The 25,217-nt window shown below is 47.3% G+C and carries 25 protein-coding genes; 12 read left to right on the top strand and 13 right to left on the bottom strand.

Annotation, left to right across the window (positions count from 1 at the left end):
- Positions 1 to 16: 16 nt before the first annotated feature.
- Positions 17 to 1,315 (bottom strand): aminopeptidase PepB, encoded by a 1,299-nt coding sequence (gene pepB / locus AWU56_RS01325; RefSeq protein WP_006954306.1) that lies wholly within the window; start codon positions 1,313 to 1,315, stop codon positions 17 to 19.
- 57 nt (positions 1,316 to 1,372) lie between these two features.
- On the opposite strand from pepB, the gene sfsA reads away from it, so the two are divergent.
- From sfsA to panC, 7 genes are all read left to right on the top strand, one after another.
- The gene (gene sfsA, locus AWU56_RS01320) at positions 1,373 to 2,092 is read left to right on the top strand and encodes a DNA/RNA nuclease SfsA (protein ID WP_006954307.1); all 720 of its coding nucleotides are present in this window, start codon (positions 1,373 to 1,375) and stop codon (positions 2,090 to 2,092) included.
- 129 nt (positions 2,093 to 2,221) lie between these two features.
- Complete coding sequence (gene dksA, locus AWU56_RS01315; RefSeq protein ID WP_006954308.1) at positions 2,222 to 2,671, top strand: RNA polymerase-binding protein DksA; 450 nt, start codon at positions 2,222 to 2,224, stop codon at positions 2,669 to 2,671.
- Positions 2,664 to 3,539, top strand: a complete 876-nt coding sequence (gene gluQRS, locus AWU56_RS01310) for a tRNA glutamyl-Q(34) synthetase GluQRS (protein WP_006954309.1) — start codon at positions 2,664 to 2,666, stop codon at positions 3,537 to 3,539. Before dksA ends, gluQRS begins: the two co-directional genes overlap by 8 nt.
- Before the next feature lie 94 nt (positions 3,540 to 3,633).
- A complete protein-coding gene (pcnB, locus tag AWU56_RS01305) occupies positions 3,634 to 4,998 on the top strand; it encodes a polynucleotide adenylyltransferase PcnB (RefSeq protein ID WP_272978629.1) in 1,365 nt (454 codons plus the stop codon).
- The gene (gene folK, locus AWU56_RS01300) at positions 4,991 to 5,503 is read left to right on the top strand and encodes a 2-amino-4-hydroxy-6-hydroxymethyldihydropteridine diphosphokinase (RefSeq protein WP_006954311.1); all 513 of its coding nucleotides are present in this window, start codon (positions 4,991 to 4,993) and stop codon (positions 5,501 to 5,503) included. The genes pcnB and folK overlap by 8 nt, the downstream gene beginning before the upstream one ends.
- Positions 5,504 to 5,513: 10 nt before the next feature.
- Positions 5,514 to 6,311: a 3-methyl-2-oxobutanoate hydroxymethyltransferase gene (panB, locus tag AWU56_RS01295; RefSeq protein ID WP_272978626.1), complete on the top strand. Its 798-nt coding sequence runs from the start codon at positions 5,514 to 5,516 to the stop codon at positions 6,309 to 6,311.
- Between the two features lie 2 nt (positions 6,312 to 6,313).
- Positions 6,314 to 7,156 (top strand): pantoate--beta-alanine ligase, encoded by an 843-nt coding sequence (panC, locus tag AWU56_RS01290; protein ID WP_286681554.1) that lies wholly within the window; start codon positions 6,314 to 6,316, stop codon positions 7,154 to 7,156.
- Here panC and panP read toward each other — a convergent pair.
- The 6 genes from panP to mpl are packed head-to-tail and all read right to left on the bottom strand — an operon-like array spanning position 7,133 to position 13,207.
- Positions 7,133 to 8,794 carry a pyridoxal-dependent aspartate 1-decarboxylase PanP gene (gene panP / locus AWU56_RS01285; protein ID WP_040487582.1) on the bottom strand — a complete coding sequence of 554 codons (1,662 nt, stop codon included), beginning with the start codon at positions 8,792 to 8,794 and terminating at the stop codon, positions 7,133 to 7,135. The genes panC and panP overlap by 24 nt on opposite strands.
- 4 nt (positions 8,795 to 8,798) lie before the next feature.
- Complete coding sequence (gene trmB, locus AWU56_RS01280) at positions 8,799 to 9,503, bottom strand: tRNA (guanine(46)-N(7))-methyltransferase TrmB (protein WP_006954315.1); 705 nt, start codon at positions 9,501 to 9,503, stop codon at positions 8,799 to 8,801.
- Positions 9,500 to 10,276 (bottom strand): ABC transporter permease, encoded by a 777-nt coding sequence (locus tag AWU56_RS01275; RefSeq protein ID WP_006954316.1) that lies wholly within the window; start codon positions 10,274 to 10,276, stop codon positions 9,500 to 9,502. Before AWU56_RS01275 ends, trmB begins: the two co-directional genes overlap by 4 nt.
- On the bottom strand, positions 10,273 to 11,208 hold the full coding sequence (locus AWU56_RS01270; RefSeq protein ID WP_272978620.1) for an ABC transporter ATP-binding protein: 936 nt from the start codon (positions 11,206 to 11,208) through the stop codon (positions 10,273 to 10,275). Before AWU56_RS01270 ends, AWU56_RS01275 begins: the two co-directional genes overlap by 4 nt.
- 9 nt (positions 11,209 to 11,217) lie before the next feature.
- Complete coding sequence (locus tag AWU56_RS01265; protein WP_272978618.1) at positions 11,218 to 11,853, bottom strand: flavin prenyltransferase UbiX; 636 nt, start codon at positions 11,851 to 11,853, stop codon at positions 11,218 to 11,220.
- 22 nt (positions 11,854 to 11,875) lie between these two features.
- A complete protein-coding gene (gene mpl, locus AWU56_RS01260) occupies positions 11,876 to 13,207 on the bottom strand; it encodes a UDP-N-acetylmuramate:L-alanyl-gamma-D-glutamyl-meso-diaminopimelate ligase (protein ID WP_286681553.1) in 1,332 nt (443 codons plus the stop codon).
- Positions 13,208 to 13,336: 129 nt separating this feature from the next.
- On the opposite strand from mpl, the gene AWU56_RS01255 reads away from it, so the two are divergent.
- The 5 genes from AWU56_RS01255 (at position 13,337) to AWU56_RS01235 (ending at position 17,366) form a co-directional block, all read left to right on the top strand.
- The gene (locus AWU56_RS01255; protein WP_006954320.1) at positions 13,337 to 14,311 is read left to right on the top strand and encodes a class 1 fructose-bisphosphatase; all 975 of its coding nucleotides are present in this window, start codon (positions 13,337 to 13,339) and stop codon (positions 14,309 to 14,311) included.
- 80 nt (positions 14,312 to 14,391) lie between these two features.
- On the top strand, positions 14,392 to 14,919 hold the full coding sequence (ppa, locus tag AWU56_RS01250; RefSeq protein WP_006954321.1) for an inorganic diphosphatase: 528 nt from the start codon (positions 14,392 to 14,394) through the stop codon (positions 14,917 to 14,919).
- Between the two features lie 2 nt (positions 14,920 to 14,921).
- On the top strand, positions 14,922 to 15,629 hold the full coding sequence (locus AWU56_RS01245) for an ABC transporter ATP-binding protein (RefSeq protein ID WP_272977650.1): 708 nt from the start codon (positions 14,922 to 14,924) through the stop codon (positions 15,627 to 15,629).
- Positions 15,622 to 16,881, top strand: a complete 1,260-nt coding sequence (locus AWU56_RS01240) for an ABC transporter permease (RefSeq protein ID WP_286681552.1) — start codon at positions 15,622 to 15,624, stop codon at positions 16,879 to 16,881. The genes AWU56_RS01245 and AWU56_RS01240 overlap by 8 nt, the downstream gene beginning before the upstream one ends.
- The gene (locus AWU56_RS01235; protein WP_006954324.1) at positions 16,878 to 17,366 is read left to right on the top strand and encodes a DUF3299 domain-containing protein; all 489 of its coding nucleotides are present in this window, start codon (positions 16,878 to 16,880) and stop codon (positions 17,364 to 17,366) included. Before AWU56_RS01240 ends, AWU56_RS01235 begins: the two co-directional genes overlap by 4 nt.
- 5 nt (positions 17,367 to 17,371) lie before the next feature.
- Here AWU56_RS01235 and AWU56_RS01230 read toward each other — a convergent pair whose 3' ends face one another.
- From AWU56_RS01230 to AWU56_RS01205, 6 genes are all read right to left on the bottom strand, one after another.
- Positions 17,372 to 19,588 carry a GGDEF/EAL domain-containing response regulator gene (locus AWU56_RS01230; protein ID WP_286681551.1) on the bottom strand — a complete coding sequence of 739 codons (2,217 nt, stop codon included), beginning with the start codon at positions 19,586 to 19,588 and terminating at the stop codon, positions 17,372 to 17,374.
- Positions 19,589 to 19,667: 79 nt separating this feature from the next.
- Positions 19,668 to 20,378, bottom strand: a complete 711-nt coding sequence (locus AWU56_RS01225; RefSeq protein ID WP_006954326.1) for a TIGR04219 family outer membrane beta-barrel protein — start codon at positions 20,376 to 20,378, stop codon at positions 19,668 to 19,670.
- 22 nt (positions 20,379 to 20,400) lie between these two features.
- A complete protein-coding gene (locus tag AWU56_RS01220) occupies positions 20,401 to 21,402 on the bottom strand; it encodes a DUF2333 family protein (protein ID WP_006954327.1) in 1,002 nt (333 codons plus the stop codon).
- 6 nt (positions 21,403 to 21,408) lie between these two features.
- Positions 21,409 to 21,828: a copper chaperone PCu(A)C gene (locus AWU56_RS01215; protein ID WP_286681550.1), complete on the bottom strand. Its 420-nt coding sequence runs from the start codon at positions 21,826 to 21,828 to the stop codon at positions 21,409 to 21,411.
- 35 nt (positions 21,829 to 21,863) lie between these two features.
- Complete coding sequence (locus tag AWU56_RS01210; protein WP_006954329.1) at positions 21,864 to 22,187, bottom strand: hypothetical protein; 324 nt, start codon at positions 22,185 to 22,187, stop codon at positions 21,864 to 21,866.
- A gap of 171 nt (positions 22,188 to 22,358) precedes the next feature.
- The gene (locus AWU56_RS01205) at positions 22,359 to 24,770 is read right to left on the bottom strand and encodes a TonB-dependent receptor plug domain-containing protein (protein ID WP_286681549.1); all 2,412 of its coding nucleotides are present in this window, start codon (positions 24,768 to 24,770) and stop codon (positions 22,359 to 22,361) included.
- Positions 24,771 to 25,217 lie beyond the last annotated feature (447 nt).

The following is a 25,217-nucleotide window of genomic DNA, read 5'->3' as shown; positions in this document are numbered from 1 at the left end:
GCCTACTCGTCATACATTAATCAGCCAATAAGGTTGCAGCGATTGTGCGTGCGCCCATCGCTGTCGCGCCCGCAGCCCACATTGGCGTTGATGACTTCTGATACGCACCGGCCAAATCAAAGTGCAACCAACCTTGTCCATCATTCGGTGCAAAACGCAGTAAAAAGCCAGCCGCGTTGCTTGCACCACCCGCACCGCCACCTTTCTGTGGACGACTATTCGCACAGTCTGCAAAAGGTGAAGGTGTATTTTCCATATGCCATGTTGCCAACGGCAAGCGCCATAAAAGCTCGTTCTCTTGTGCAGCGCAGTTCAGCGCAAGCGCCGCTGCCTGTTCATCAATACTGAACACCGCATTAAACTCATTGCCCACAGCCATTTGCGCGGCACCGGTCAGCGTCGCAGCATCGATCACCTGCTTAGCCCCCGCTTCACCTGCAGCCATTAAGCCATCGGCTAGCACGAGTCGCCCTTCAGCATCGGTATTGACCACTTCCACGCGAAGCCCATTTTTATAAGTAATGATATCGCCCAGCTTGTAGGCTTTGCCACTGATCATGTTCTCTGCGCAGCACAAGAATAGCTTCACGCGTTTATTCAGGCCTCGACGAATGGCCGTTGAAAGTGCACCGGCGAGCGTCGCGGCGCCACCCATATCGCACTTCATGCTCAACATACCTTCACTTGGCTTGATACTATAACCGCCCGAGTCATACGTAATACCTTTACCCACGAGCGCGTAATCAACAGGCGCGTTTTCATCGCCCGTCGGGTTGTAATCGATGACAGCCAGCACAGGCGCATGTTGGCTCGCGCGACCGACAGTATAAATACCCATCCAACCTTCGTTTTTGAGTTCATCGCCGACAATAAAACGTGCACTGACATTCTCTGGCGCAATACTCTTTAAATGCTCACTGACGCGCTCAGCTAAGCTTAACGGATAGATTTCTTCGGCCGACAAGTTCACCAGTTCGCGAGTAAATTGATTAGCCGCTCGCATGTCATCAAGCTGTGAGGCGACTCCTTCATCGGTTTCGTTCCATGCCACTGTATTGTCTGACATGGTTGAATTAAAACCTTGATAGAATGCCCACTGACTTTCCATATCCCAACCCGCGCCAGCGAGTTGAACTGAAGCATAACCCTGTCCATCAAGATGACGGCCTGCTTTTTGGATTTTCCGTAAGTTTTCAACACTGTCCGATCCAACATGAACGTTAACGCCTTGGTCGGAGTGACTCACTAAAGCCGACTGCTTTAAGAACGCCGCAGGTTTATCTAAAGTTAGAAAAACATTTACTGAACTAGACATCAGAATCATCTCCCATTAATTTGTCGATGCGTTTACTTTAGGGTTATAAGGACAGTCATGCAATTTAACAAGCCACTCGAAGTGGGTATCTTACACCAACGATATAAACGATTTTTAGCGGATATCGAGTTTGCTGCACAACCCCAAAGTATCGAAACAGTTCATTGCCCTAACACCGGCGCCATGACAGGCTGCGCGGAACCAGGCTACAAAGTATGGTGTAGTGTATCAGATAATCCCAAGCGCAAATATGCAAAGACTTGGGAGTTAGCACAAAACTTTGCCAGTGATTGGATTGTTATCAATACCCAGCGGGCAAACCAAGTTGCCGGTGAGGCATTACAGCAGGGGCTTATCACCGAGCTCGCTGAGTTCAACGAGTGGCTTGCTGAACAACGCTACGGCGAGCAAAACAGTCGTATTGATTGGCTCGGTGAAAGTAATACGGGCGCAAAGTGTTACGTAGAGGTCAAAAGCGTCACCCTGGTTGAGCAACAATGCGGCTACTTCCCCGACACCGTGAGCGCTCGAGCAATAAAGCACGTGCAAGAGCTCGAACACATGCGTGAGCAAGGTCACCGAGCGGTAATGCTATACGTCTGCATGCACTCTGGCGCAGACCACGTAAAACCTGCCGCCCACATCGATCCAAAATATGCAAACGCCTGTATTAATGCAGCGCAAAAAGGCGTCGAGTTTTATGCATTAAGCACCGATATAAATGAGCAAGGTATACGAGCTACCGGTGTGTTACCTGTCATGCTGAGTCACGAATAATACAGGCTGTATGAGTGTTCAAAAAGTACGAAAAGACGTTGCCTTAGGATGGCCTTTCTGCTATATGTAGCGTCCTTTTTTTCAGCTTGTTTAATTTAAGAGCAGCGAATTAACTGTAGGAGAACCATGATGCCAGAGGGCAAGAAGAAAACGCATGGCATCCTGGCGCTTGCCGGGCTAGAGCCGTATCAAGAGAAGCCGGGCGAAGAATACATGAATGATGAGCAATTAGCTCACTTTCGCAAAATTCTAGAAGAGTGGCGCCGCCAATTACGCCAGGAAGTGGACCGTACGGTTCACCACATGAAAGATGAAGCTGCAAACTTCCCTGATCCGGTCGATAGAGCCGCTCAAGAGGAAGAGTTCAGTATTGAGTTGCGCACGCGTGATCGCGAACGCAAACTTATCAAAAAGATCGAGAAAACTCTGCAAAAAATCGAGGAAGATGACTTCGGTTTCTGCGATTCATGTGGCATCGAAATTGGCATCCGCCGGTTAGAGGCACGCCCAACAGCCGATCTTTGTGTCGACTGCAAAACGCTTGCAGAGATTAAAGAAAAACAGATGACCGGTGCTTAAACCGATTCAACCTCAGTCTTCTGATAGCTACCGGGGTCGGTTTGCACCGACCCCGTCGGGTCCTTTGCACTTTGGCTCACTTGTTGCCGCATTGGGCAGCTTCTTGGATGCACGCGCGCACCACGGTCAATGGCTCGTGCGCATCGAAGATGTTGATAAAACCCGTGCCGTCCCCGATGCCGACACGCAGATACTCAAACAACTGGAAGCCCACAATTTACATTGGGACGAAACAGTTATTTACCAAAGCCAGCGCGACGACGTCTATGCGCGCGTGCTCGCTGATATCAGCGCGCAAACTTATCAATGTGATTGTAGCCGAAAACAAATACGTGCCCAGGGCGAGTATTACACTGGTTACTGCAGAACACGCCAACCACGCCCGACTCCTTATGCTATCCGCTTCAAAAACGACAACGCGAAAACTCACTTATTTGACCGTCGTCACCAGTACGTCGAGGCAGAGGTCCAGTTTGCCCAAGAAGATTTTATTCTACGCCGCCGTGATGGTTTGTTTGCCTACCAATTAGCTGTCGTGGTCGATGATCTAGCACAAGGCATCACCGATATTGTGCGCGGTTCGGACTTGTTAATTCCTAGCTTCTGGCAAGCAACACTGTGGCAAACATTAGGCGGAAGAACCCCTCGCTGGTTGCACCTGCCCTTAGTTACTGACCCTAACGGACGCAAACTGAGCAAGCAAAATCACGCGCCAGCGATTGATGCAACGCATCCAATAGCGAACCTCATCGCAGCCGCCAAGGTGTTATCACTCTCCCTAGGGGATGCCAACGATTATGATAGTGTCGATGCAGTGTTGACTGCAGCGATTCTACAATGGCAATCACAGTGGCAAATGATCGTATAATAAAGGTACAATATGCGCGCCCATCAATGAGCGTGCAGACTTAAAGCGGAGAACAGTCATTATCAAGCAATTCAAAAAGCTAGCTGAACGAGCAATGTCAAGCTTTAAAAAATCATCGAATAGCCGTTTACCACAGCTAACTAAGCTGACTCGCGATCAGCATCCAATATCTCGCAAAAATATAAGCGATAACGCGCTTAAAGTTTTATATCGCCTCCATAACTCAGGCTTTGAAGCCTATTTAGTGGGCGGGTGTGTACGCGATCTGCTTCTAGGTATTCAACCGAAAGACTTCGATGTCACTACCAACGCAACGCCTGAGCAGGTAAAAAAATTATTTCGCAACTGTCGCCTTGTCGGTAGACGTTTTCGCTTAGCACATATCGTATTCGGGAAAGATATTATTGAAGTCGCGACCTTCCGCGGGCATCACAAAGAAGACGATAGTGAAGCAACATCACAAACACGTAAACAGCCGACAGCCAAAACCGATGAGCAAGGTTTTTTAGTGCGCGACAATGTTTACGGCTCAATCGAAGAAGATGCTGAGCGACGCGACTTTACTGTTAATGCGATGTACTACAATATTGCTGATTTCTGCATTTACGACTTTGCGGGTGGCAAAAAAGACTTAGACGCCGGTGTCATACGACTGATTGGCGATGCTGAACAACGCTACCGTGAAGACCCAGTGCGTATGTTGCGAGCCATTCGCTTTGCCACAAAGCTTAACATGCAGATGGATAAGCATGTCCAAGAGCCTATTGTCGAAATGGCATCGCTTCTCAGGAACATCCCACCCGCACGGTTGTTTGACGAATTCCTGAAAATGTTTATGGCAGGTAAAGCCAGCGCGAACTTTGAAATGATGGTGCAGCACAACTTGTTCCAACAGATGTTCCCGGTGCTTAAAACCTATTTAAAAGATGAGCAGTCACCCGCGATAGCTCTTATCCAACGTGCACTCTCGGACACTGATAAACGAGTCAATAACGAGCAGCGCGTCACACCCGCTTATTTGTTAGCGGTAATGCTCTGGTATCCAATGGAAGCACGTCGCTCACAATTGGAGGTTGAGTCAGGACTGCCACCGATGGATGCGCTCAATATTGCCTCTGCCGACGTGATCGATAGGCAAAACCAAACGGTTGCTGTACCAAAACGTTTTTCGCTCCCCGTCCGTGATATGTGGCAATTACAGCTGCGCTTACAAAGTACCCGTGGTGGAAAGGCGATGAAGGTGCTTGAACATAAAAAGTTTCGCGCGGCATACGACTTCCTCATGCTGCGCGCCGAAGTTGAAGGTTCTAATGAGTTGATTGAGCTGAGTCAGTTTTGGACTAAGGCACAGAAAGCGCCTAATAAGGTCATCGGTAAAAAGCCAGGCCGCTCAGGACCTAAACGCCGCCGGCGACCTCGATCACGCAAAAAACCGAAGGGCTCTGAGAGTAATGAGTAATGCCTTTATTGCGTTGGGCGCTAATTTAGGTGACCCAGCGCAACAGCTCAAACAGGCGTTGTTGCACCTGAGCCAATCAGCGCATCTCAACTTGATCAATGTATCGTCGCTTTACCATTCCAAACCTATGGGGCCGCAAGACCAGCCCGACTACGTTAATGCGGTTTGCCAAGTCGAATGTCATGATTTAACGGCTGAGCAACTGTTAGCGCTTCTCCATCACGTCGAAGACGAATTTGGACGTCAAAGAATTCGTCACTGGGGCGAGAGGACACTCGATCTCGATTTACTGCTATTTGATGACGTTCGTTCCGATACTGAAGTGCTTAAACTGCCGCATCCAGGTATTTATGAGCGTCGCTTCGTATTACAGCCGCTAGCTGAGTTTGCCCCACAGCTCAAATTACCCAATAATAATACGGTAGCACAGCAACTTGCCATGCTTACTGATGAACCGCTTGCCGTGTTATGCTCACATTCTGAACTCATGACTTTGCTCAGTTAAGGATAGTCCTATGGTTGCGATGACCATTGCCAAACTACAAAAAAAGAAACAACAAGGCGAGAAAATTGCTTCTCTTACGGCATACGATGCAAGCTTTGCAAAACTAATGGTTGAGCAAGGCGTTGATTGCATTTTGGTAGGCGACTCACTCGGCAATGTTGTGCAAGGCCGTTCGTCGACTGTGCCGGTCACAATGACGGACATGGTTTATCACACTGAATGCGTTCGTCGTGGCGCACCAGAAGCCTTTATCATGAGCGACTTGCCGTTTATGAGCTACGGCACGCTAACCGATACTTTAAAAAACGCGGCTCAGCTTATGCAGGCAGGCGCCAATATGGTGAAGCTCGAAGGGGGTGACTGGCTCGTTGATTCGGTTAAAGCACTCACGCAACGCGGCATCCCGGTCTGTGCACACCTTGGTTTACTTCCCCAGTCCGTCAATGTGCTAGGTGGTTACCGGGTACAAGGTAAACAAGAGGCGCAAGCAGTGCAGCTGATTGAACAAGCAAAACAGCTCGAAGCTGCCGGCGCACAATTACTCGTACTCGAGTGTATTCCCAACTCTTTAGGCAAGCGCGTCACCGAAGCACTTACCATTCCTACTATTGGCATTGGCGCGGGTCCTGACACCGATGGCCAGATCTTAGTGATGCATGACATGCTCGGTATGAACAGTGAGTACTTACCAAAGTTCGCTAAAAACTTTTTGGAAGAAGGTGATGGGATAGCCGGTGCTTTTCGTCAGTTTAGCGAACAAGTGAAGTCGGGTGACTTTCCTGAATTAAAGCATAGCTACGAGGGCTAGTTATGTTAGTACTAAAAAACTTAAAAAGTATGCGTCAGTGGCGCTCGGAACAAACCACTTCGGTTGCTTTAGTGCCTACCATGGGCAATTTACATGAGGGTCACTTGAGCCTAGTTAAAAAGGCACAAACACTGGCAGATAAAGTTGTCGTCAGCATCTTTGTGAATCCCATGCAATTTGGAGCAGGCGAAGACCTTGATAGTTACCCACGAACGTTGGAGCAAGACTGCCGTCTGTTAAGTGATGCCGGTGCGCACGCAGTCTTCACACCTACTGTCGATGAGGTTTACCCACGCGGACTCGAGCAACAAACACGCGTTGAGGTTCCCGGCATCAGCGACATACTATGCGGTGCGAGCCGCCCAGGCCATTTTACCGGCGTAGCGACGATCGTATGTAAGCTGTTTAATATGGCACAACCTGACGTTGCCGTGTTTGGTGAGAAAGACTTTCAGCAACTGCAGGTAATTCGTTTAATGGCGAGTGACCTCTCGTTACCCGTTCAGGTTGTCGGTGCACCGATACAGCGTGAAGGCTCGGGTTTAGCGATGAGTTCAAGGAATGGGTACTTATCGAGTTCGCAACGAGAACAGGCAAGTCTTATTTATCAGCAGCTGTGTTGGGTCAAGCAACACTTGAGTAGCGCCTCTAAAGCCACTTCGTTATGCCGACAAGCAAGCCAACAACTTTCCCAACATGGTTTTGCTGTCGACTATTTTGAAGTGCGTAATGCTCACGATCTGACGGTGGCCTCTGACGACGCCCCGGAGTGGGTGGTGTTGGCGGCTGCCAAACTCGGCAGCACGCGCTTGATTGATAACTTACGCGTCGCGAATCAAACCTAACTCGCGCATTTCAGTGTGCAACGCCCCTCTTAGGCTCGTTGCTTTCTCAGCAATTTCGCGTTGTTCCGCGATAATTTCACGTAGCATGTCATGGGTCGTGAGCGGATTCGCCAATACGACCCTAAAGACAACGGTCGGCACACGGTAGTAATGCTCAGGTGTCAGCTTTGTACGCGATACGAATGAGCGGCCACTTTCACGCTGCCGCTTCTGAATGTAGCGCGTGAGTGCATTAAGATGCGGAGTTAGGCGCTCCACTTGCTCAACATTGGCTGCTTCCAGCGCTAGCTTCACGCGCTTAGGTACAAAGCGATAGGTTAATAAACACAACTCAGGCTCTGTGATCACCTCGAAGTCATCTTGCTCAGCAATCAAACTAGAGAAGTAGCGGGCTTTTTCAAGGCTGTTATTGATTAGAAGCTCATAACCACGACGTCCGATTACATGCATGGCTGAAAAAACCATCATTGCCATACCCGGTCGTGAACCTTCCATGGTATGCGAACCTAAGTCTTTAGATCCCTGACGGATGATATATTCGGCATGATGTTCAATCGCCTTAACCATTGCAGGGTCCTTAAACAGCACCAAGCCCGCTCCCATTGGCACGTACATTTGCTTATGCGCATCAATAGTGACGCTATCAGCACGCTCTATGCCACTTAATAAATGTCGATAATCATTGGACAATAAGGTCGCACCGCCCCACGCCGCATCAACATGAAAGTGAATACCTAATTGCTCAGCAATATCAGCCATGTCAGCCAATGGGTCTATATGCCCAGTCTCTGTGGTTCCCGCGACGCCTACTATCGACAGCACTTCGCCGCCTTGTTCACGTACGTCCTGACAGGCCTGTCGCAACGCATCAATCTTAATTCGATTATTGGCATCGGTAGCGACGGCCACTAAATTCTTACGACCAATGCCCAGCACATCAGCGGCCTTGCTCAACGAGTAATGCCCTCGTTCCGAAACTAATACCACCAAGCGCTTGTAATTATAATGCGCCAGTCCCGCAGCTAGGCCTTCTGCGGCTATCCCTGCAAAATCACCATCCGGCTTTAACAGTTGGTTGCGCGCTACCCAAAGTGCGGTCATATTCGCCACGGTCCCGCCCGAACAAAATGCGCCGAGTGAGTGTTGTGCACTGTGCATCCAACGGTTGTAAAACGATGACTCGCGTTGATAAACCAAGTGATGCAGCATACCAATGACATTACGCTCAAGCGGTGTAAACGCTTTGGAGGTTTCAATTTTGACAAGGTTTTGATTGAGACCAACCATCAATTTCGCGAGCGGCATCAAAAAGTAAGGCAGTGCCGACGTCATATGGCCGATAAACTTCGGTGAGGCCGTATGTACTGAGTGCGCAACTAATTTCTCAAGTAAAAACTCAGTATGGTCTGAGACAAACTGCGGATTTTCTGGAATCGACGCTTTCTCAAAGTCGCGCTCGATATCTTGTAGTGGCTTTTCTTTTGCCACGATATGATCGCCCAAGAATCCTAAAAGGTTTTCAGACAGATCTTTCTCGATTCGGCTTAGCGTTGAGTCGGGCGCCTCGGGCAACGTAAAAATCCGATACAAAGACTCTTGGTTTACTTCCGCGTATGACTTATCGTCAACGTCATTCATATGCTTACCTGTCCACATTCTCAACTGCAGTAACTGCAGCCGTTAAATCAGCGGTTAACCGCCATAGTGCCTGTCCACTGGCTAAATATTTACGCTCAAAAGGTGTCATCGCCTGCTCAGGATCCATCGCAAGGTAACCCACCGAAGCATCCACCTGATTGAGACTTAACGCTTGCGCGACCTCGAGCAAGTAGGTACTCCAATTAGAACGCATCTGTAACTGGCCACCTATTTGAACCACCGCAGGCCACACGGGTGAGCCATGCCAGCGTCGAGATAAATGCGCCTGCTTGGGCCATGGATTCGGGTATAAAATTGTATGCAATTCAACGGGCCACTCAGCTGCCGCAACCAAACGCCAGAAATCGAGTAAATCTGCTCTCACCAGATAGTAACGCTGTCCTCGCGATGAGCCCTCGTAAAAGTCATGTTTATCTAATCGATGACTCGACTTATCGACCCCCACGACTAAGGCGTCAGGATATTGTTCTGCCAACTTAGCGGTACTCTCACCGACACCGCAGCACGAGTCTAAAATAATCGGTCCCTGCCATGATTGCACAGGCTCATTCACCGCATCAAATGCCGCTTGGTTATGAGCCTGTATGGGCTTTAAAAACTCCGATCCCCAGTGCCGACGCGCGACACTCAGGGTATCTTCATGAGGACCTGTTTGGTTCGAGTGTACTGGGCGTGCTTCTTGGTTCACGAACGAATTCCCTTACCTTTTTCTAGCAAGTAATAGGCACCTGAGAAAAACACCACGTTAAAAGCAATTAAAACCCACATGGCAGTCGCAATACCCACATCTGACTGACCTAAAAAGCCATAGCGGAATCCATTTACCATATATAAGATTGGGTTTGCCATCGACACGTTCTGCCAGAACTCAGGTAGCAATGACACCGAGTAAAACACACCACCGAGATAAGTTAGCGGTGTTAAAACGAAAGTCGGTACGATAGATATGTCGTCAAATGTCTTACCGAATACACCATTCAGTAAACCACCTAGAGCAAATAGCGTTGAGGTTAATACCACGGTCAGAATGACATAGCCAATGTGCGCGATGCTAATATCGACAAACATAAAGGAGACGAATGTCACAATGACCGCCACGATCATTGCACGTGCCATACCACCACCAACATAACCAAGAATAATGGCCCACGTCGGTACCGGCGAGACCAGCATCTCTTCAATGTTGCGTTGAAACTTTGCGCTAAAAAACGACGAAGCCACGTTGGAGTAGGAGTTAGTAATCACCGACATCATGATAAGGCCCGGTACGATGAACTCCATATAAGTTACACCACTCATGGTGCCGATACGCTCACCCACAATGCTACCGAAAATGACAAAATAGAGTGTCATGGTAATTGCAGGCGGCACTAAAGTTTGCACCCAAATACGCAGAAAACGCGTGCACTCTTTTATCCAAATTGTTTTTAGCGCTATGATATTGGCCGATGCGTTACTCATTGACTACTCTCCTCTTGTTTTCGGCCGTTCTCAACCATATGAACAAATAACTCTTCGAGGCGGTTGGCCTTGTTTCTCATCGATAAGACCTTCGCGCCTTGCCTGCTCAGCTGCTCAAATACGTTATTCAAGCCAGCGTCTTTCTCGACATCAACCTCGAGGGTGTTATCGTCGCTCCAGCGACTCTCGAAACCATCAATTGCAATATCTTTATGGCCTTCAGCCAAATCTAGAATAAAGGTTTCACGGCTTAATTGAGTAAGCAGTTTCTTGATAGAAGTATTCTCCACAATACGACCCGCATCGATAATGCCAATATTACGACATAACATCTCAGCTTCCTCTAGATAGTGAGTCGTTAAAATGATGGTGATGCCTTCTTTATTAATTTGTGTGAGGTAATCCCACATCGAACGGCGTAGCTCAATATCAACCCCAGCAGTCGGTTCATCTAAAATCAGTAATTTGGGCTCGTGCAACAAGGCGCGTGCGATCATGAGCCGACGTTTCATGCCGCCTGATAGCGCGCGTGCAGGCTGGTCACGTTTGTCCCATAATCCCAATTGCTTTAGATATTTCTCTGAACGTTGATGCGCCAACTTTCTTGGTACGCCATAATAACCCGCTTGGTTAACGACGATCTGACGTACTGTTTCAAACTGGTTAAAGTTAAACTCTTGTGGCACGAGGCCAATTTGTCTTTTTAAATCGGCAAGCTGCGTATCAAGGTCATACCCAAACACCGTCACCTTGCCTTCGGTCTTATTGACAAGGCTTGAGATCACGCCAATGGTTGTAGACTTACCTGCGCCATTAGGACCTAGTAACGCATAAAAGTCACCTTCTTGAACTGTTAAATCGATCCCTTTAAGTGCTTCAAAGCCACCCTTATAGACTTTTCTTAACCCTTTGATTTCTAGTGCATTAGTCATTACTAAAGTTTACTCCTTTCCATAGCCCCAACGTTGCATCAACGACTGTTCAAGACCTAAGTGATCTAGCATCCGAGCGACCATGAAGTCGATTAAATCGTCGATCGTCTCGGGTTGGTGGTAAAAACCCGGTGCAGCGGGCATAACCGTGACTCCCTGCTCACTCAACTGCAACATATGACGCAAGTGTATTGCCGAAAGTGGGGTTTCGCGTGGAACTAGTATCAATTGCCCGCGTTCCTTGAGAACGACATCGGCAGCTCGCTCGATCAAGGTATTACTGCTACCTAACGCCACTGATGACAAAGTACTTGTCGAACAGGGACAAATAATCATTCGCTTAGGCGCGGCGGAGCCCGAAGCAACCGGTGAAAACCACTCTTCTTTACCGAATACTTGTAGCTGGTTTGGCACGACTTCAACGCCGCGTTTTTCAAGCAATTCGACCCATTGCTGCTGCATCTTTTCAGGGGCCGCAGATAAGCTTACGTTATGCTCAGTTGCCATCACCACACGAGCCGCACTCGAGACAAGTAAATAGACCTGTTGCTTCTGCTGCAGAAGACATTCTATCAAACGAATAGCGTAAGGGGCACCCGATGCTCCAGTAATTGCGACCGTGATGCGGTTATCTTCAGATCTCATTATTAACTATCCAACTCATGATTTATGTTGCTTGTAGAGCTTTGACTAAGCGATTTTGCATACCCTCGAACCCACCGTTACTCATAATAACCACCGTATCACCTGGTACTAGATCGTCGATAGCATGTTGCAACATTGCTTCTGTGTTACTAAATACACACGCATTAGGCACTGCGCTAGCAATGTCCCACTCGATAGACGCAGGAGCAAATATATTAATACTATCCGCATCGGCAAGTGCGTTTGCCAAAGCGTCTTTATGGACACCGCTTTTCATCGTATTTGAACGAGGTTCAAGAAATACCACTAGTCGTCCTGTTTCGCTCTTTTTAAGCGCTTCTACCGTGGTTTTAATGGCGGTAGGATGATGTGCAAAGTCATCGAACACTCTTATTCCGCGGTGCTCAAGCAATAACTCCAATCGCCGCTTAGGGGCCTTAAATGTTGCTAACGCTTCAGCCGCCTGTTGCGGTAATACGCCAACATGGAAAGCCGCGATCATTGCCATCACAGCATTCTGCATATTATGGGTACCCACTAAAGGCAACTTAACAGCGACTTCGTTATCGTCTCGACGAAGATTAAATAACGACGCATCCGCTGAATTAGCATGGTAATGCCAGTCTTTGCCAACCCTTACCACGTCACTCCAACAACCCTGTGTGATCACCTGTTCGATGGCATCGACTTGGTCGGGAATGATGACTTGCCCATTTCCAGGAACAATTCGCAATAAATGGGAAAACTGCTTTTGAATATCAGCTAACGTGTCGAAAATGTCAGCGTGATCAAACTCAAGATTGTTGATAACTAGAGTATTCGGTGAATAATGAACAAATTTAGATCGCTTATCAAAGAATGCGGTATCATATTCATCCGCCTCAATAACAAAGAAGTCACTTTTACCCAGCGCTGCACTCACATCAAAGTTACCGGGTACGCCACCAATCAAAAAGCCAGGCTGATAGCCATTCGCTTGCAAAATCCAAGTAAGCATGCTGGCTGTCGTCGTTTTACCATGCGTCCCGGAAACAGCAAGCACCCAACGCTGAACTAGGACATTATCGTGCAACCATTGAGCGCCGGAACAATAACTCATCTTCTGATCGAGTACCGCTTCCACCTCTGGGTTTCCACGACTCAGAGCGTTACCAATAATGACAAGTTCGACCGTTTTATCGATATTCTCCGCACGGTAGCCCTCGATGAGATCAATACCCAAAGCTCGCAACTGATCACTCATCGGCGGGTAAACCTGCTGGTCGGAACCTGTAACCTGATGACCCAGTTCAATTGCTAAACGAGCGATGCCGCCCATAAATGTGCCACAGACACCAATAATGTGAATATGCATAGTTAGTTTTCGAGCTAAAATAAAAGGCTAAGTGTATCATTCAAGCGCACAATCAACAGGATTTTTGCGCAGAATTAATGTACGATACGCGTCCATACACCTGTCACGACAAAAAGGGAATGGAACGACATGAAACGCCTGCTTCCAACGCTCCGTGCTGATAATGCACCTGAAGGACTGATTTCAGTTCTAAATACCATACAAATTGCCGCTAAAGAGATCTCTTTTCGGCTGCATCAAGGCGCCCTCGCCGGGGTATTGGGCTCAACACTGGACGAAAATATCCAGGGTGAAACGCAGAAAAAGCTCGACGTGGTCGCAAACCAATTGCTCAAAACCTTATTGCTTGAGTCTCCTCGTGTACACGCAATTGCGTCGGAAGAAGAGGACAGCATTGTATTGAGTCCGAATTCAGGCGAGTACTTAGTTGCTTTTGATCCGCTTGATGGCAGCTCAAACATCGATATCAATGGTACAGTGGGTACTATTTTTTCGGTTTTACCCAAGCCAGAAAATAGCGCCAATGACGAATCTATGTTTCTGCAAAAAGGGCGTAACCAAGTCGCGGCAGGATACGTACTTTATGGTCCCTCGACTATGTTGGTAATGACAACAGGATCGCATGTCCGCACCTACACGCTCGACCAAACAGTAGGTGAGTTTTTACTGACTAAGGACACTGCGTCTATCCCAGCGGACACTCAAGAGTTCGCAATAAATATGTCTAATCAACGCCACTGGGGTACGGCGGTGCGCGAATACGTCGAACACCTGCTTTTGGGTGAGGACGGCCCTCGACAAAAGAATTTTAATATGCGTTGGAACGCGGCAATGGTTTCTGATGTCCACCGTTTAGTCACTCGTGGCGGCTTATTTACATATCCGTGGGATGCTCGTAATCCTGACAAGCCGTATAAACTGCGCTTAATGTACGAGGCTGCACCAATGGCTATGATTGTAGAGAAGGCGGGCGGCTCGGCAAGTAATGGCTATGTGCCCATTTTAGATATTGAGCCTGAGCAGATTCACCAACGTGTAGCTGTTGTCATGGGCTCGACAAATGAAGTACAAAAATGCGTTGAATATCATGAGAAGCATGGGTAAGACCTTAGCTTAATCCCTTGCCCCGATAGCGACAAACGATATAATTTAGTGGTTAACAATTAACTGATGTAGGAAACATTATGAGTTTAGGTAACGTACCTGCGGGTAACAATCTTCCCGATGAAGTGAACGTAATCATTGAGATTCCAGCAAATGCTGACCCGATTAAATATGAAGTCGACAAAGACACTGGCACCCTTTGGGTTGATCGTTTCATGGCGACGCCAATGTTCTATCCATGCAATTATGGTTTTGTGAACCATACCTTGTCTCTCGACGGTGACCCCGTTGACGTGCTTGTTCCTACACCTTATCCATTGCAAGCGGGCTCAGTCATTAAATGCCGCCCTGTCGGCGTGCTTAAAATGAGCGACGAATCAGGCGAAGATGCGAAAGTCGTTGCTGTCCCGGTGAGTAAGCTGACTAAAGAGTACGACCATGTTCAGGACATTGATGACCTTCCTGAATTACTTCGTGCACAAATCACGCACTTCTTTGAGCGTTACAAAGAACTCGAAAAAGGCAAGTGGGTCAAAGTCGAAGGCTGGGGTAACGCAGCAGACGCGAAAGAGGAAATCGAGTCCTCTTACAAACGCGCTCAGAAGTAATTATGGCTTATGCCATAGAAATCGACCACCTTGCCTTTGCGTGGCAAGGTGGTCAACTCACTTTAGATATTCCTCACTGGCAGGTAGAAACGGGTGAATCCGTTTTGCTCCGCGGACCGAGTGGCAGTGGTAAGTCGACGTTGTTATCGTTGCTTGCGGGTATCAACGTAGCTCAACAGGGGAATGTGAGTTTACTCGACCAGTCCTTATCTAACCTCAGTGGTCGCAAGCGCGATAGATTTCGAGCTAATCACATTGGCTATATTTTTCAGCAATTCAATTTACTCCCATACTTAAGCGCGCTCGACAACGTGCTCCTGGCAACTCAATTTTCTCCTAAACGCCGCCAGCGCGTAGCTGAAAGTGGCCAGTCGGCGGAACAGCTCGCTATTCAATACTTAAAACGGCTCGGTCTTAGTGCCTCGCAGCAACAACAAGCGGCGGCTAACTTGAGTGTGGGTCAACAGCAACGCGTGGCAGCTGCAAGAGCATTGCTCGGTGCACCCGAGTTATTGATCGCTGACGAACCGACTTCAGCGCTCGATAGCGATCGCAGAGATGATTTTATAAAACTTTTGCTCGAACTCAGCGAACAGAATAATACAACCGTATTATTTGTGACGCACGATGCGAGTCTCGGGCAGTATTTTAATCGTCATGTTGAGTTAAGCGACATCAATCGAGCAGCGGGAGGTTCACCCCATGCTTAAACTTGCTATTAAAAGCTTGGCTAATCGCAAAACCAGTGCGTTACTGACGGTTATTGCAATTGCTGTCAGCGTCGCACTACTGCTCGCCGTTGAACGAGTAAAAGAACAAGTCCAAGCGAATTTCGCGAATACCGTATCGGGCACCGATCTCATCGTCGGCCCCAGAAGCGGCGACGTACAACTGCTACTGGCGTCTGTTTTTCATATCGGAGCGCTTAACAATAGCATGAGTTGGCAGAGCTATGAGAAGCTTAGCCAAAATCGTCAGGTAGAATGGTCAGTACCCATTTCCTTGGGTGATAGTGTCAGTGGCATGCCGGTTGTTGCGACGACCGCCGGTTACTTCCAGCATTTTAAGTATGCCAACCAACAGCCACTTAAATTGCAGCACGGCGAGTGGTTTAATCATTCTGAGCAAGCCGTATTAGGCGCTGATGCCGCAGAAAAGTTGGACTTTAGAGTTGGCGACCAACTCATTATCGCACATGGCACAGGCGGCATAAGCTTTAGCCAACACAGTGGACATCCAATTGATGTTGTTGGCGTTTTGAAACGCACAGGCACCCCTGTTGACCAATCCATTTATGTTGACTTAAAAACGCTTGAGGACATTCATGGCGGAGAGACTGCTAGCGAAGCCGAAGAGCATGCGCACGAGCACACCGGTCATGATGAGCACGCTGACCACCATCACCCGACCAGCGCTATAAGCGCGGCATTGGTGGGTTTAAAGTCGCGCCAAATGGCGTTATTTATGCAGCGCGACATCAACACCGCAGATGGTGAGCCACTGACTGCATTAATGCCGGGACAAACATTGCAACAACTTTGGAAGACATTACGTGTGTTTGAGCAAGCTCTTAATGGTATCTCCGCTATTGTAGTTATCATTGGCCTACTCGGCATGCTAACGATCTTACTGGCAAGTCTACGTGAACGCAGCCGAGAGATGGCTGTGTTAAGAGCGGTAGGTGCGGGTCCTGGCACGCTGTTCACGTTGTTGGTCACTGAGGCAGTATTATTAACGATCATTGCTACGGCGTCGGGGCTGGCGTTGCTATATATCCTGCAAATTTCCCTTGCCGGTGTGATTCAGCAGCAAACGGGATTATTGTTTGCTCTGCAGTGGCCTACCGCTGCAGAATGGTGGAGAATGTTATTTGTGGTTGTTGCAGGCTTCTTAATGAGTCTTGTACCTGCTTGGCGCGCTTACCGCCAATCACTTGCAGACGGTTTAACGGTGAAAGTATGAAGTATAGTTTGAAAGTAATGATGAGCACGGCGTTGCTATTTCTGGCGAGTCAGAACATGGCGTTCGCAAGCGAAAAAATTGGTTGGAAAGATTTAGTACCTGAAGGCTTTACCCCTCCCCCCGTAAAGCCTCAGTCGTATTACGACCAAAACCCTGAAGAAGCAGAGCAAAAGTTTCTTGATGCACCTGTTGTACAGGCGCTAGATGGCAAGAAAGTGAAAATTCCTGGCTATGTCGTACAACTGGAAGGCAACGCGGACGCGGTTACAGAGTTCTTATTAGTCCCGTATTTTGGTGCTTGTATCCATGTTCCACCACCGCCTCCTAACCAAATTATCCACGTTAAGTTCGAAGAAGGTGTTCCTTACGAGAACACCTACGATGCGGTTTGGGTCGAAGGAACTATCTCAACTCAACGCACAGACAGTGATTTAGCGGTTACGGGCTATTCAATGAAAGCTGATAGCGTCACGGTTTATCAGTAACGATATTAATCTATGTTGGCGGATTGTTTAGCAAGCAGCTCCGCCAACCGTTGTGCTGGCATGGGCTTCGCGAAATGAAATCCCTGTGCCTCCGCCACCTGTAAGTTTTTGAAATAACTCACTTGCTCTTCAAGCTCAATACCCTCTGCTAACACACTCATTCCAAGTCGATGAGCCATATTCACAATAGTCTCAATAATGATACGGCCACTGTCTTCATTTGAGTTGTGTACGAATGTCTTGTCGATTTTAATACGATCGAGTGGAAGTTTCTGAAGATAACTCAACGATGAGAAGCCGACGCCAAAATCATCAATAGCCACATGAATACCTTGCCGTTTTAGACGGTAAAGTATATCGGCCACAAGATCAGGGTCTTCCATCACAATACTCTCAGTGATTTCCAGTTCAAGTCGGTCTGGGCTGACATTATGGTTTTGTAACTGCTGTTCGACTAACTCAGGAAAATCACGCATTCTAAATTGCGGCACTGATACGTTGACAGCAACGCGAAGTTCGGGCAAACCTAGCTCGTCAAACTGGCGGATCTGCTGGCACGCCTCTTCAATGACCCAAGCACCGATATCAACGATTAACCCTGAATATTCTGCCAGCGGAATGAACTCGCCAGGAGAGATAAAACTACCATCGCGCTGCGGCCACCGCAGTAAGCTCTCAACCCCAATAATCCGTTTTGAAGCTAAACAGACTTGCGGCTGATACCACACCTCTAACCGTCTTTCTGCGAAATCCGCCCGCAGCATGCGTACAATATGTAATCGACGCTGAGTTTCCTGCTCCATATAAGGCAGATAGTAATTATGACGCTCAAAAGAATTCTTCTTCGCATTTTTAAGTGCAATATAGGCCTGCTTAAGCAAGCTCTTACCGCTCTCATGCTCGCTATTCGATGCAGCAGTAAAGCCACAGGTAATGCTCAATGGAATATGATGCTCTCCCGCTCTATACGGAAGTCTAAATAACTCATTCAGATTACGGGGCGAGATAATTTCTTCGGGACCAATTAAACCAAAGACATCAGCGGCAATGCGTGAAATAAAAACCTCTGGCCCCAGTTGCTCACTCAAGCGCAAAGCGACCGACCGAAGTAATAAGTTGCCAACATCCTGGCCTAGCCCATCATTCACATCAGAAAAATGGTCGATATCCATAATTGAAACGACAATATGTTCATCTTTCTGCTTTGCGAGGTCTGATAGGCGTTTAGAAAACTCGCTTCGATTTGCGACACCTGTCAATGGATCACGATAAGCCGCGGCACGCAACTCCTCAAACAAGTTCGCGTTTTCAAATCCCACGGCAATATTAGCGAGAAACACCTCGAGTAACTCTTGGTCATAATTCTCCAGCAACTCTTCTGTTTCTATGTAAGCAGCGGCTTGATGAACTTGTCCATCGATGAAAAATACGGAAGCGCCCTGTAATTGAATATGACGCTTTTCCCGCAAGCACTGTTTCACCGCTTCTTCTATAAATGCCGAATTAAGACTCGAAATTGAGCGATTAATACTTCCAGCGAAATGCCCTGCTGCCCCAAGTACAAGAATGTCATCATCTTTATGTGGCGCTCGCGCTCCTACGATACCCTCGGCTGACAACCCTAATAGCGAAGCTAACTGAGTCACCACGCCCTCAGAAAAATTCACAATAGAGTGCTTTTCCATCAGATTCGATGCAGAGTGAATAATTTTTCGTAACCCGCGGCGGTTTTCGTTGATAGTACGTAGTTGTTGGTATGAACGGATGGCAGCAAAAACAGTGGTTAACAAGCGACTTCGGGTCAGTTCCGTTTTTGTTTTGTAGTCGTTTATATCATAATCTTTGATAACACTTTCTTCTGGCGCGTAACCGGGTTGGCCGGTGCGTAGCACAATTCGAACTTCTTCGTTACGTAATTCATTACGTATGGCTCGTGCAACCTTGAGTCCAGCATCATCGGATTCCATGACAACATCCAACAACACCATTGCGATGTCGTCATGGTCAGCCAGCATATCCATTGCTTGCTGACCATTATAAGCATGAATGAACTCAAGCGACTTGTCAGCAATCAGCACATCCGAAAGCGCCATTTTAGTCACGGCATGAATCTCTTGATCATCGTCGACGATCAAGATTTTCCAACTCTCTAATGCACTAACTGCCCTCGTTTCCTCCTCATCGTCGATAAGAAACAGCGGCTCTTCATTTTTACTGCTCATTCTTGCCTGCAATTTGTTAATTCCGATATAACAATCTAGCCATATCGAACTTTAACTGCAAGTATTTATAACAGGCTATCTAGAAATGAACGTCAACTGACACGAACGGACCCGAGAACCGAATATCACTGTACGTATCGTCGATATCATCGAGCTTAATTTCCATATCGCGATACCCTAAACGCACGCTCGCGTCTATCGCCGCATTATCTAAGAACTGATACTCGACTGATGCACTAACATCGCGGATATCGCTATCGTCAAAACTTAATGCGCTCGCCTCAGCATTGATCCACCAAGAAGTGAATGGTAGTCCGATTTTTGTTGATGCGTAAGCCATCGGTACCGTACCAGAGAAATCAACGGGAGTAACAGCGGCATCTGCGACGATATAACGAGTGTTTCCATCAAAGCGTTTTGCATTGACACCTAAGTCAATCGAGACGATATCGTTGTCAAAGATTTCATAATAAAGAATATAATCAACGTGACTAAAATCGCTTTTTGGATTTATGCCATCTCCGTCGACCGTCATGTCATTCCAACGTGCTTTAAAATTCGGAATTAAGGGTATTGGATGTTCAAGTGCAACATAGTAGCTGGAGAACGTCTCACCTTGATCATCATAATTGCCTAACTGTACTAACGGATCAAAAGCTGAAATCGAACCATCGACATTTCCATCCCAATACTGCCCACCAGCAAACACACCTAATACGGTGTCGGCACTCGCTGCCATAGGAGCTAGCGCTAAACCAGCAAGTGGTAATACCTTCGCAAAGTGCTTCATAGTGTTATCCTATTTAAGTTGTTCAGCCTTGTGCTAATAAGCTACGTAATTCGATAAGCGCAGCGTTTGCACGAGAAATATAATTAGCCATGACTAATGAATGATTTGCCATCAATCCAAATCCAGAACCATTAAGGACCATTGGGCTCCATAACGTCTTCTGCGTTGACTCTAATTCACTAATTATCTGTTGCAAGCTAATTAACGCATTTTTATCTTCTAGGATATCCCTGAAATCGATTTCAACTGCTTTTAAGTAGTGGAGTAAAGCCCAAGAAGCGCCGCGGGCCTCGTAAAAGACATCGTCAATTTTCCACCAGCTCGTTTGCTCACGGACGATACGAGGCGTTGGCGTTGACTGTCGTGCATTCGCATCACCCGCCAAGGTGACATCGGGCTCTACTCGCGCAACACTGGCACTCAAACGGCGAGATAGAGAACCTAAACGCTTCTCTACTTCTGCAACCCACGCACGCAAATTATCGGCTCGAGAGTAAAATTGAGCTGAGTGATCGTTAGGATCTGCAAGTGCCAAACGATACTGCTTAAGTTGACTTATCACTTCACTGAATTCACTTTCGGGTGATGGCGCAAACCAACTGGTATGATCAATATTCATTGCCGGCTGAGCTACGACAAGAAAAGTGTTCTCAGCTGATTGGGACTGTGAGCGGCTATACTCGTTACGCATAACTAACAGCAAATCACGGGTCATTTGGACAACCCCATATTCCCAGGCAGGAATATCGTCGACCCAGGCAAACGGTGGCAGAAGGTCATTACTCATATAACCGCCGCGCTTATTTAGCAGCGTATCCAACACATCAATGGCCGCCGTTGAAGTTGCGAAACCGTTTACGGGCTCTAGATTGAGACGCTTAGCTTCGGCTTCAACACGTTGTTCAACGTCAAACGTATCTGGCTCTTCAGAAAACCACCACGCAACTATCCACAGTAAGATTAGAAAGGATACTAATGAAATGAGTAACCACTTTACACTTAACTTTAATTTGCCTATTCGCATAGCCTGTTATCGACCCTCAATCGGAATTAAAATAGTTTGTGTCTGATTATTATCGTACGAAATGGTCAGATTAAAAGTTTCCCCCTGAGACAAAGGCTGTTTCAATCCCATCAACATGAAGTGATAACCTCCACTTTGAAATACAACTTGCTCGTTGGGAGCAATCGCAAGCTCAGGAACATGCATCATCGACATCATGCCATCTTTCATTTTATGCGTATGGATCTGAGTCATTTTACTGACATTTGAAGATACGCTTTTAATCACTATGGTGGCAGTCGAGTTGTTTTTTATTGTTGCGAACGCGACGCCATTATTTGAGCCTGGGATTGACTCTTTCGCGCGCGCATCAGTAATAGTCAACGCATCTTGCGCTATAGCTCCGCTAGAAACCATGAGCGCAAGACCAAAGAAGAGTTTTAACATGATATTCACCTCAATTATTGATCATTGAGATGATGTTACACGGTTTTGCGTCGATCCCGAAATACAAAGTAAAGAATCAGCAAACAAATGATAAGCGGCCAAAACATACCAATCCCGGTAAATATCAAGGCAAGAAAACCTGCACCAAGTCCTAGTAGGACGCTACCAAACACAGTCATCACGACAAAAAATACTAATCCAACAATGGCGAAACCGATCAATAGACTGATTGTAAATTCAATGACTGAGCCGACCGCAAAACCCAACCCCGAAAGTATCTCTGGGGCGAAAAATAGCGCGCCCACAATCACTAATGCAATGAGCCAACCTTTACCGGCACTTCGTTTATACGTGGACATATTGTTCTCCTCAACTATTCACTTCAGTGAATATAATTCAAATGTCATGCCAATATATAAGTGATTGTTTATTAGAACATTTTTATATTTACGGTGTTTATTTTCAAAGTTATTAAGCGTTAAATATAAAAAAACCGCCACTTTGTGGCGGTTTTGACTAACTCGATTTCATTAGAAACGGTATTCAACTTCTGTATAAACATAGCCGCCATTAAATCCAATTGGCGAGTTAGTAAGTGGATATTTGAAGATACCATTAAATTGATTACCTTCACCCCGTTCGTCTGGGTATTCGTTGAACAGGTTTTGCGCTCCGACCGTGATATCAAACTGATCATTTAGCGCGTAACTCACTGTAATGTCAGTAATCCAATTCGGTCCGTAAGTCTCTTTGCCACTGGAATAATTGATACTATAAGTACCAAAGTAACTAAATTGAACGTTGCTAGTCCAACGACCTAATTGGTGAGTCAAACCAAGTGAAGCACTACTTGAGGGAACCGACTCTGTCATTCTCACTCGTTCGTCTTCATCAAAAAGAACTTGCTCTAAACCATCAAGTAGCGGCGGTAAGTTTACAGAGTCAATCTCGGTATCATTGTAGCCATATGCAAGTTGCGCTTTGAGTGACCCATAATTATTAAGTTCGAAATCTTTGCTCACAACAAGGTCAATACCCTGAGTGGTGGTATCCACTGCGTTCACAAAGAATCGAGCGTTATCGGCGTTAGTTTGCGCTAAAGCATCAGCCACGGCCTGCGAATCAGTAGGCGAGACGTCACCTGATAGAATGATACGATCATCTATCGCTATCTGATACGCATCCAATGTCACCGCGAGACCATTATAACCATTCCACACTAAGCCTAAACTGTAACTCTGTGACTCTTCTGGCTGCAAACGACCGATGTTGAGTGCGTTAGCTACGTCGCTCAGATTGTTAAAAGTTCCTGATTGTTCTGGTACTAAACCGTCACCTCTATCAACAAACAAAGTCGATACATTGGTAAAGTAAAGTTGCTGAACACTCGGAGCTCGAAAGCCAGTATTCACTGCACCACGAATAGCCAACCTGTCTGTAATGTCGTAACGACCTGATAGCTTCCAGCTTGTATTATCACCAAAGTCAGAGTAGTCCTCGTACCGAACGGCTGCGCCCCACATAAAATCAGTGGTCAGCTGGTTCTCTGCTTCTAAATAAATACCGACGTTATCGCGACTTTGATCGACTTCCGAATCCGGAGTGAAGCCACTGAAACCCTGACTACCGGACGGACGATCTTGATAACCTCCATCAATATAAGAGGCCTCTTCACCCGCTGTAATTTGATAAGTGTTTTTTCTATAGCTAATTCCCGTCGCTATTGATAAGTCGGAATTATTAAAAAACGGCAAAAATCGCTGAGCGTCAATGGTGACGTTTGTCTCTTTATTTTCCAACGTGCCTGCTTCAAATGACGTCGGTGTTTGAGTCGGCCCTAAAGAGGCATTCAAAGAGTTTTCAACGTTGTATTGAAACTCGCTAACGCCATGACCCGCACTGACATCAATCGTCCACTCCCCCTGCAACCATTCGTAGCCTAAATATGCAGAGTAGTCTTTAACGTCTGGTGCAAGGATTGGCAGAAAACCATCTGGATAGATTTCAGTCAGCGTATTAGATTGCAATGCACGACGATAAAACGCACCCGATTCCGATGAGCGGTCACTTACGCCAGCAAAGGCATACAAAGTGCCGCCTTCAACCACTTCTTGCTCATAGTTTGCGAATAAGGCAGCGTTCTCATATTCTGCATCACCCACGTGAAAGCTGTAGCGATCGAATGTTTCTTCTCTTGGGTCAGGCTCTCCGTTAGGCAATTCTGGATACTGCTGACGAGGATCAGGTCCCGCGCGATTGGTACGGTTCTTGTGATGAAATTCGCCGGATAGCGTTAGTGAGCCGTTGTCACCGACCTTAAACCCACCACTAGCAGATAGCTTATACTGCTCCCCGTCGCCTTCGTAGGTTTGACCGACTTGTGCATTAGCTGTGCCGCCAGAATCGTTGTCTTTAAGCACGATATTGATTACCCCAGCAATTGCGTCCGAACCGTAAAGTGCTGCAGCACCGTCGCGTAACACTTCGATTCGCTTAATCGCTGAAATAGGAATCGCATTCAAGTCTACGTTGGAACTACCGCGGCCGGTTGTGCCACTTAAGTGTACTAGGGCCGACTTATGACGACGTTTGCCATTCACCAATACTAAGGTGTGATCTGGAGATAATCCCCGTAGAGACGCTGGACGCACCGCATCAGTTCCGTCAGTAACCGATGACGACGGGAAATTAAAACTCGGTACTGCGTATTGAAGCGCTTTCGCCGTCTCGGTAATACCCGTAGCTGCTAAATCGTCAGCTGAAATAATATCGACAGGTGCAGCACCATCGGTAGCAGTTCGGTAAGAAAGACGTGAACCTACAACCTGTATTACCTCTTCAACATCCGCCTCAGCTTGATCTTGCTGCTGAGCTAATACGGGTAAGCTACCCAACGACGTTGCCGTAGCAACGGCGAGCGTGATTGCATTATATTTATTCATTACTGCTCTCCATGGGCCATAACACAAAGAATTTATGCACGGCAATATACCAGTAGTTAGCAATACGAAGATAATGCAGTTTACGATTATATATAAACAAAAATTATAGGTAGCGTGCGCATTCTGCGCACGGGGCGATATGGATTGTCGCGCACAATGCGCGACGTACGTGGCGCGGTGGTAGCGTGCGCATTCTGCGCACGGCGCGATGTGGATTGTCGCGCACAATGCGCGACGTACAGGGCGCGGTGGTAGCGTGCGCATTCTGCGCACGGGGCGATGTGGATTATCGCGCAAGATGCGCTACGTACGCGGCGCGGACGTAGCGTGCGCCTTGGGCGCACGGGGCGGTGTGGATTGTCGCGCAGGATGCGCGACGTACGTGACGCGGTGGTAACATCATGCGGTGGTAGCGTGCGCATTCTGCGCACGGCGCGGTGTGGATTG

Origin of the sequence: Idiomarina sp. T82-3 (genome assembly GCF_001577655.1) — a bacterium.
GTDB classification, from domain to species: Bacteria; Pseudomonadota; Gammaproteobacteria; order Enterobacterales; family Alteromonadaceae; genus Idiomarina; species Idiomarina baltica.
Note: the sequence above shows the minus strand (reverse complement) of the source record. Positions and strands in the feature narration are given on the sequence as shown.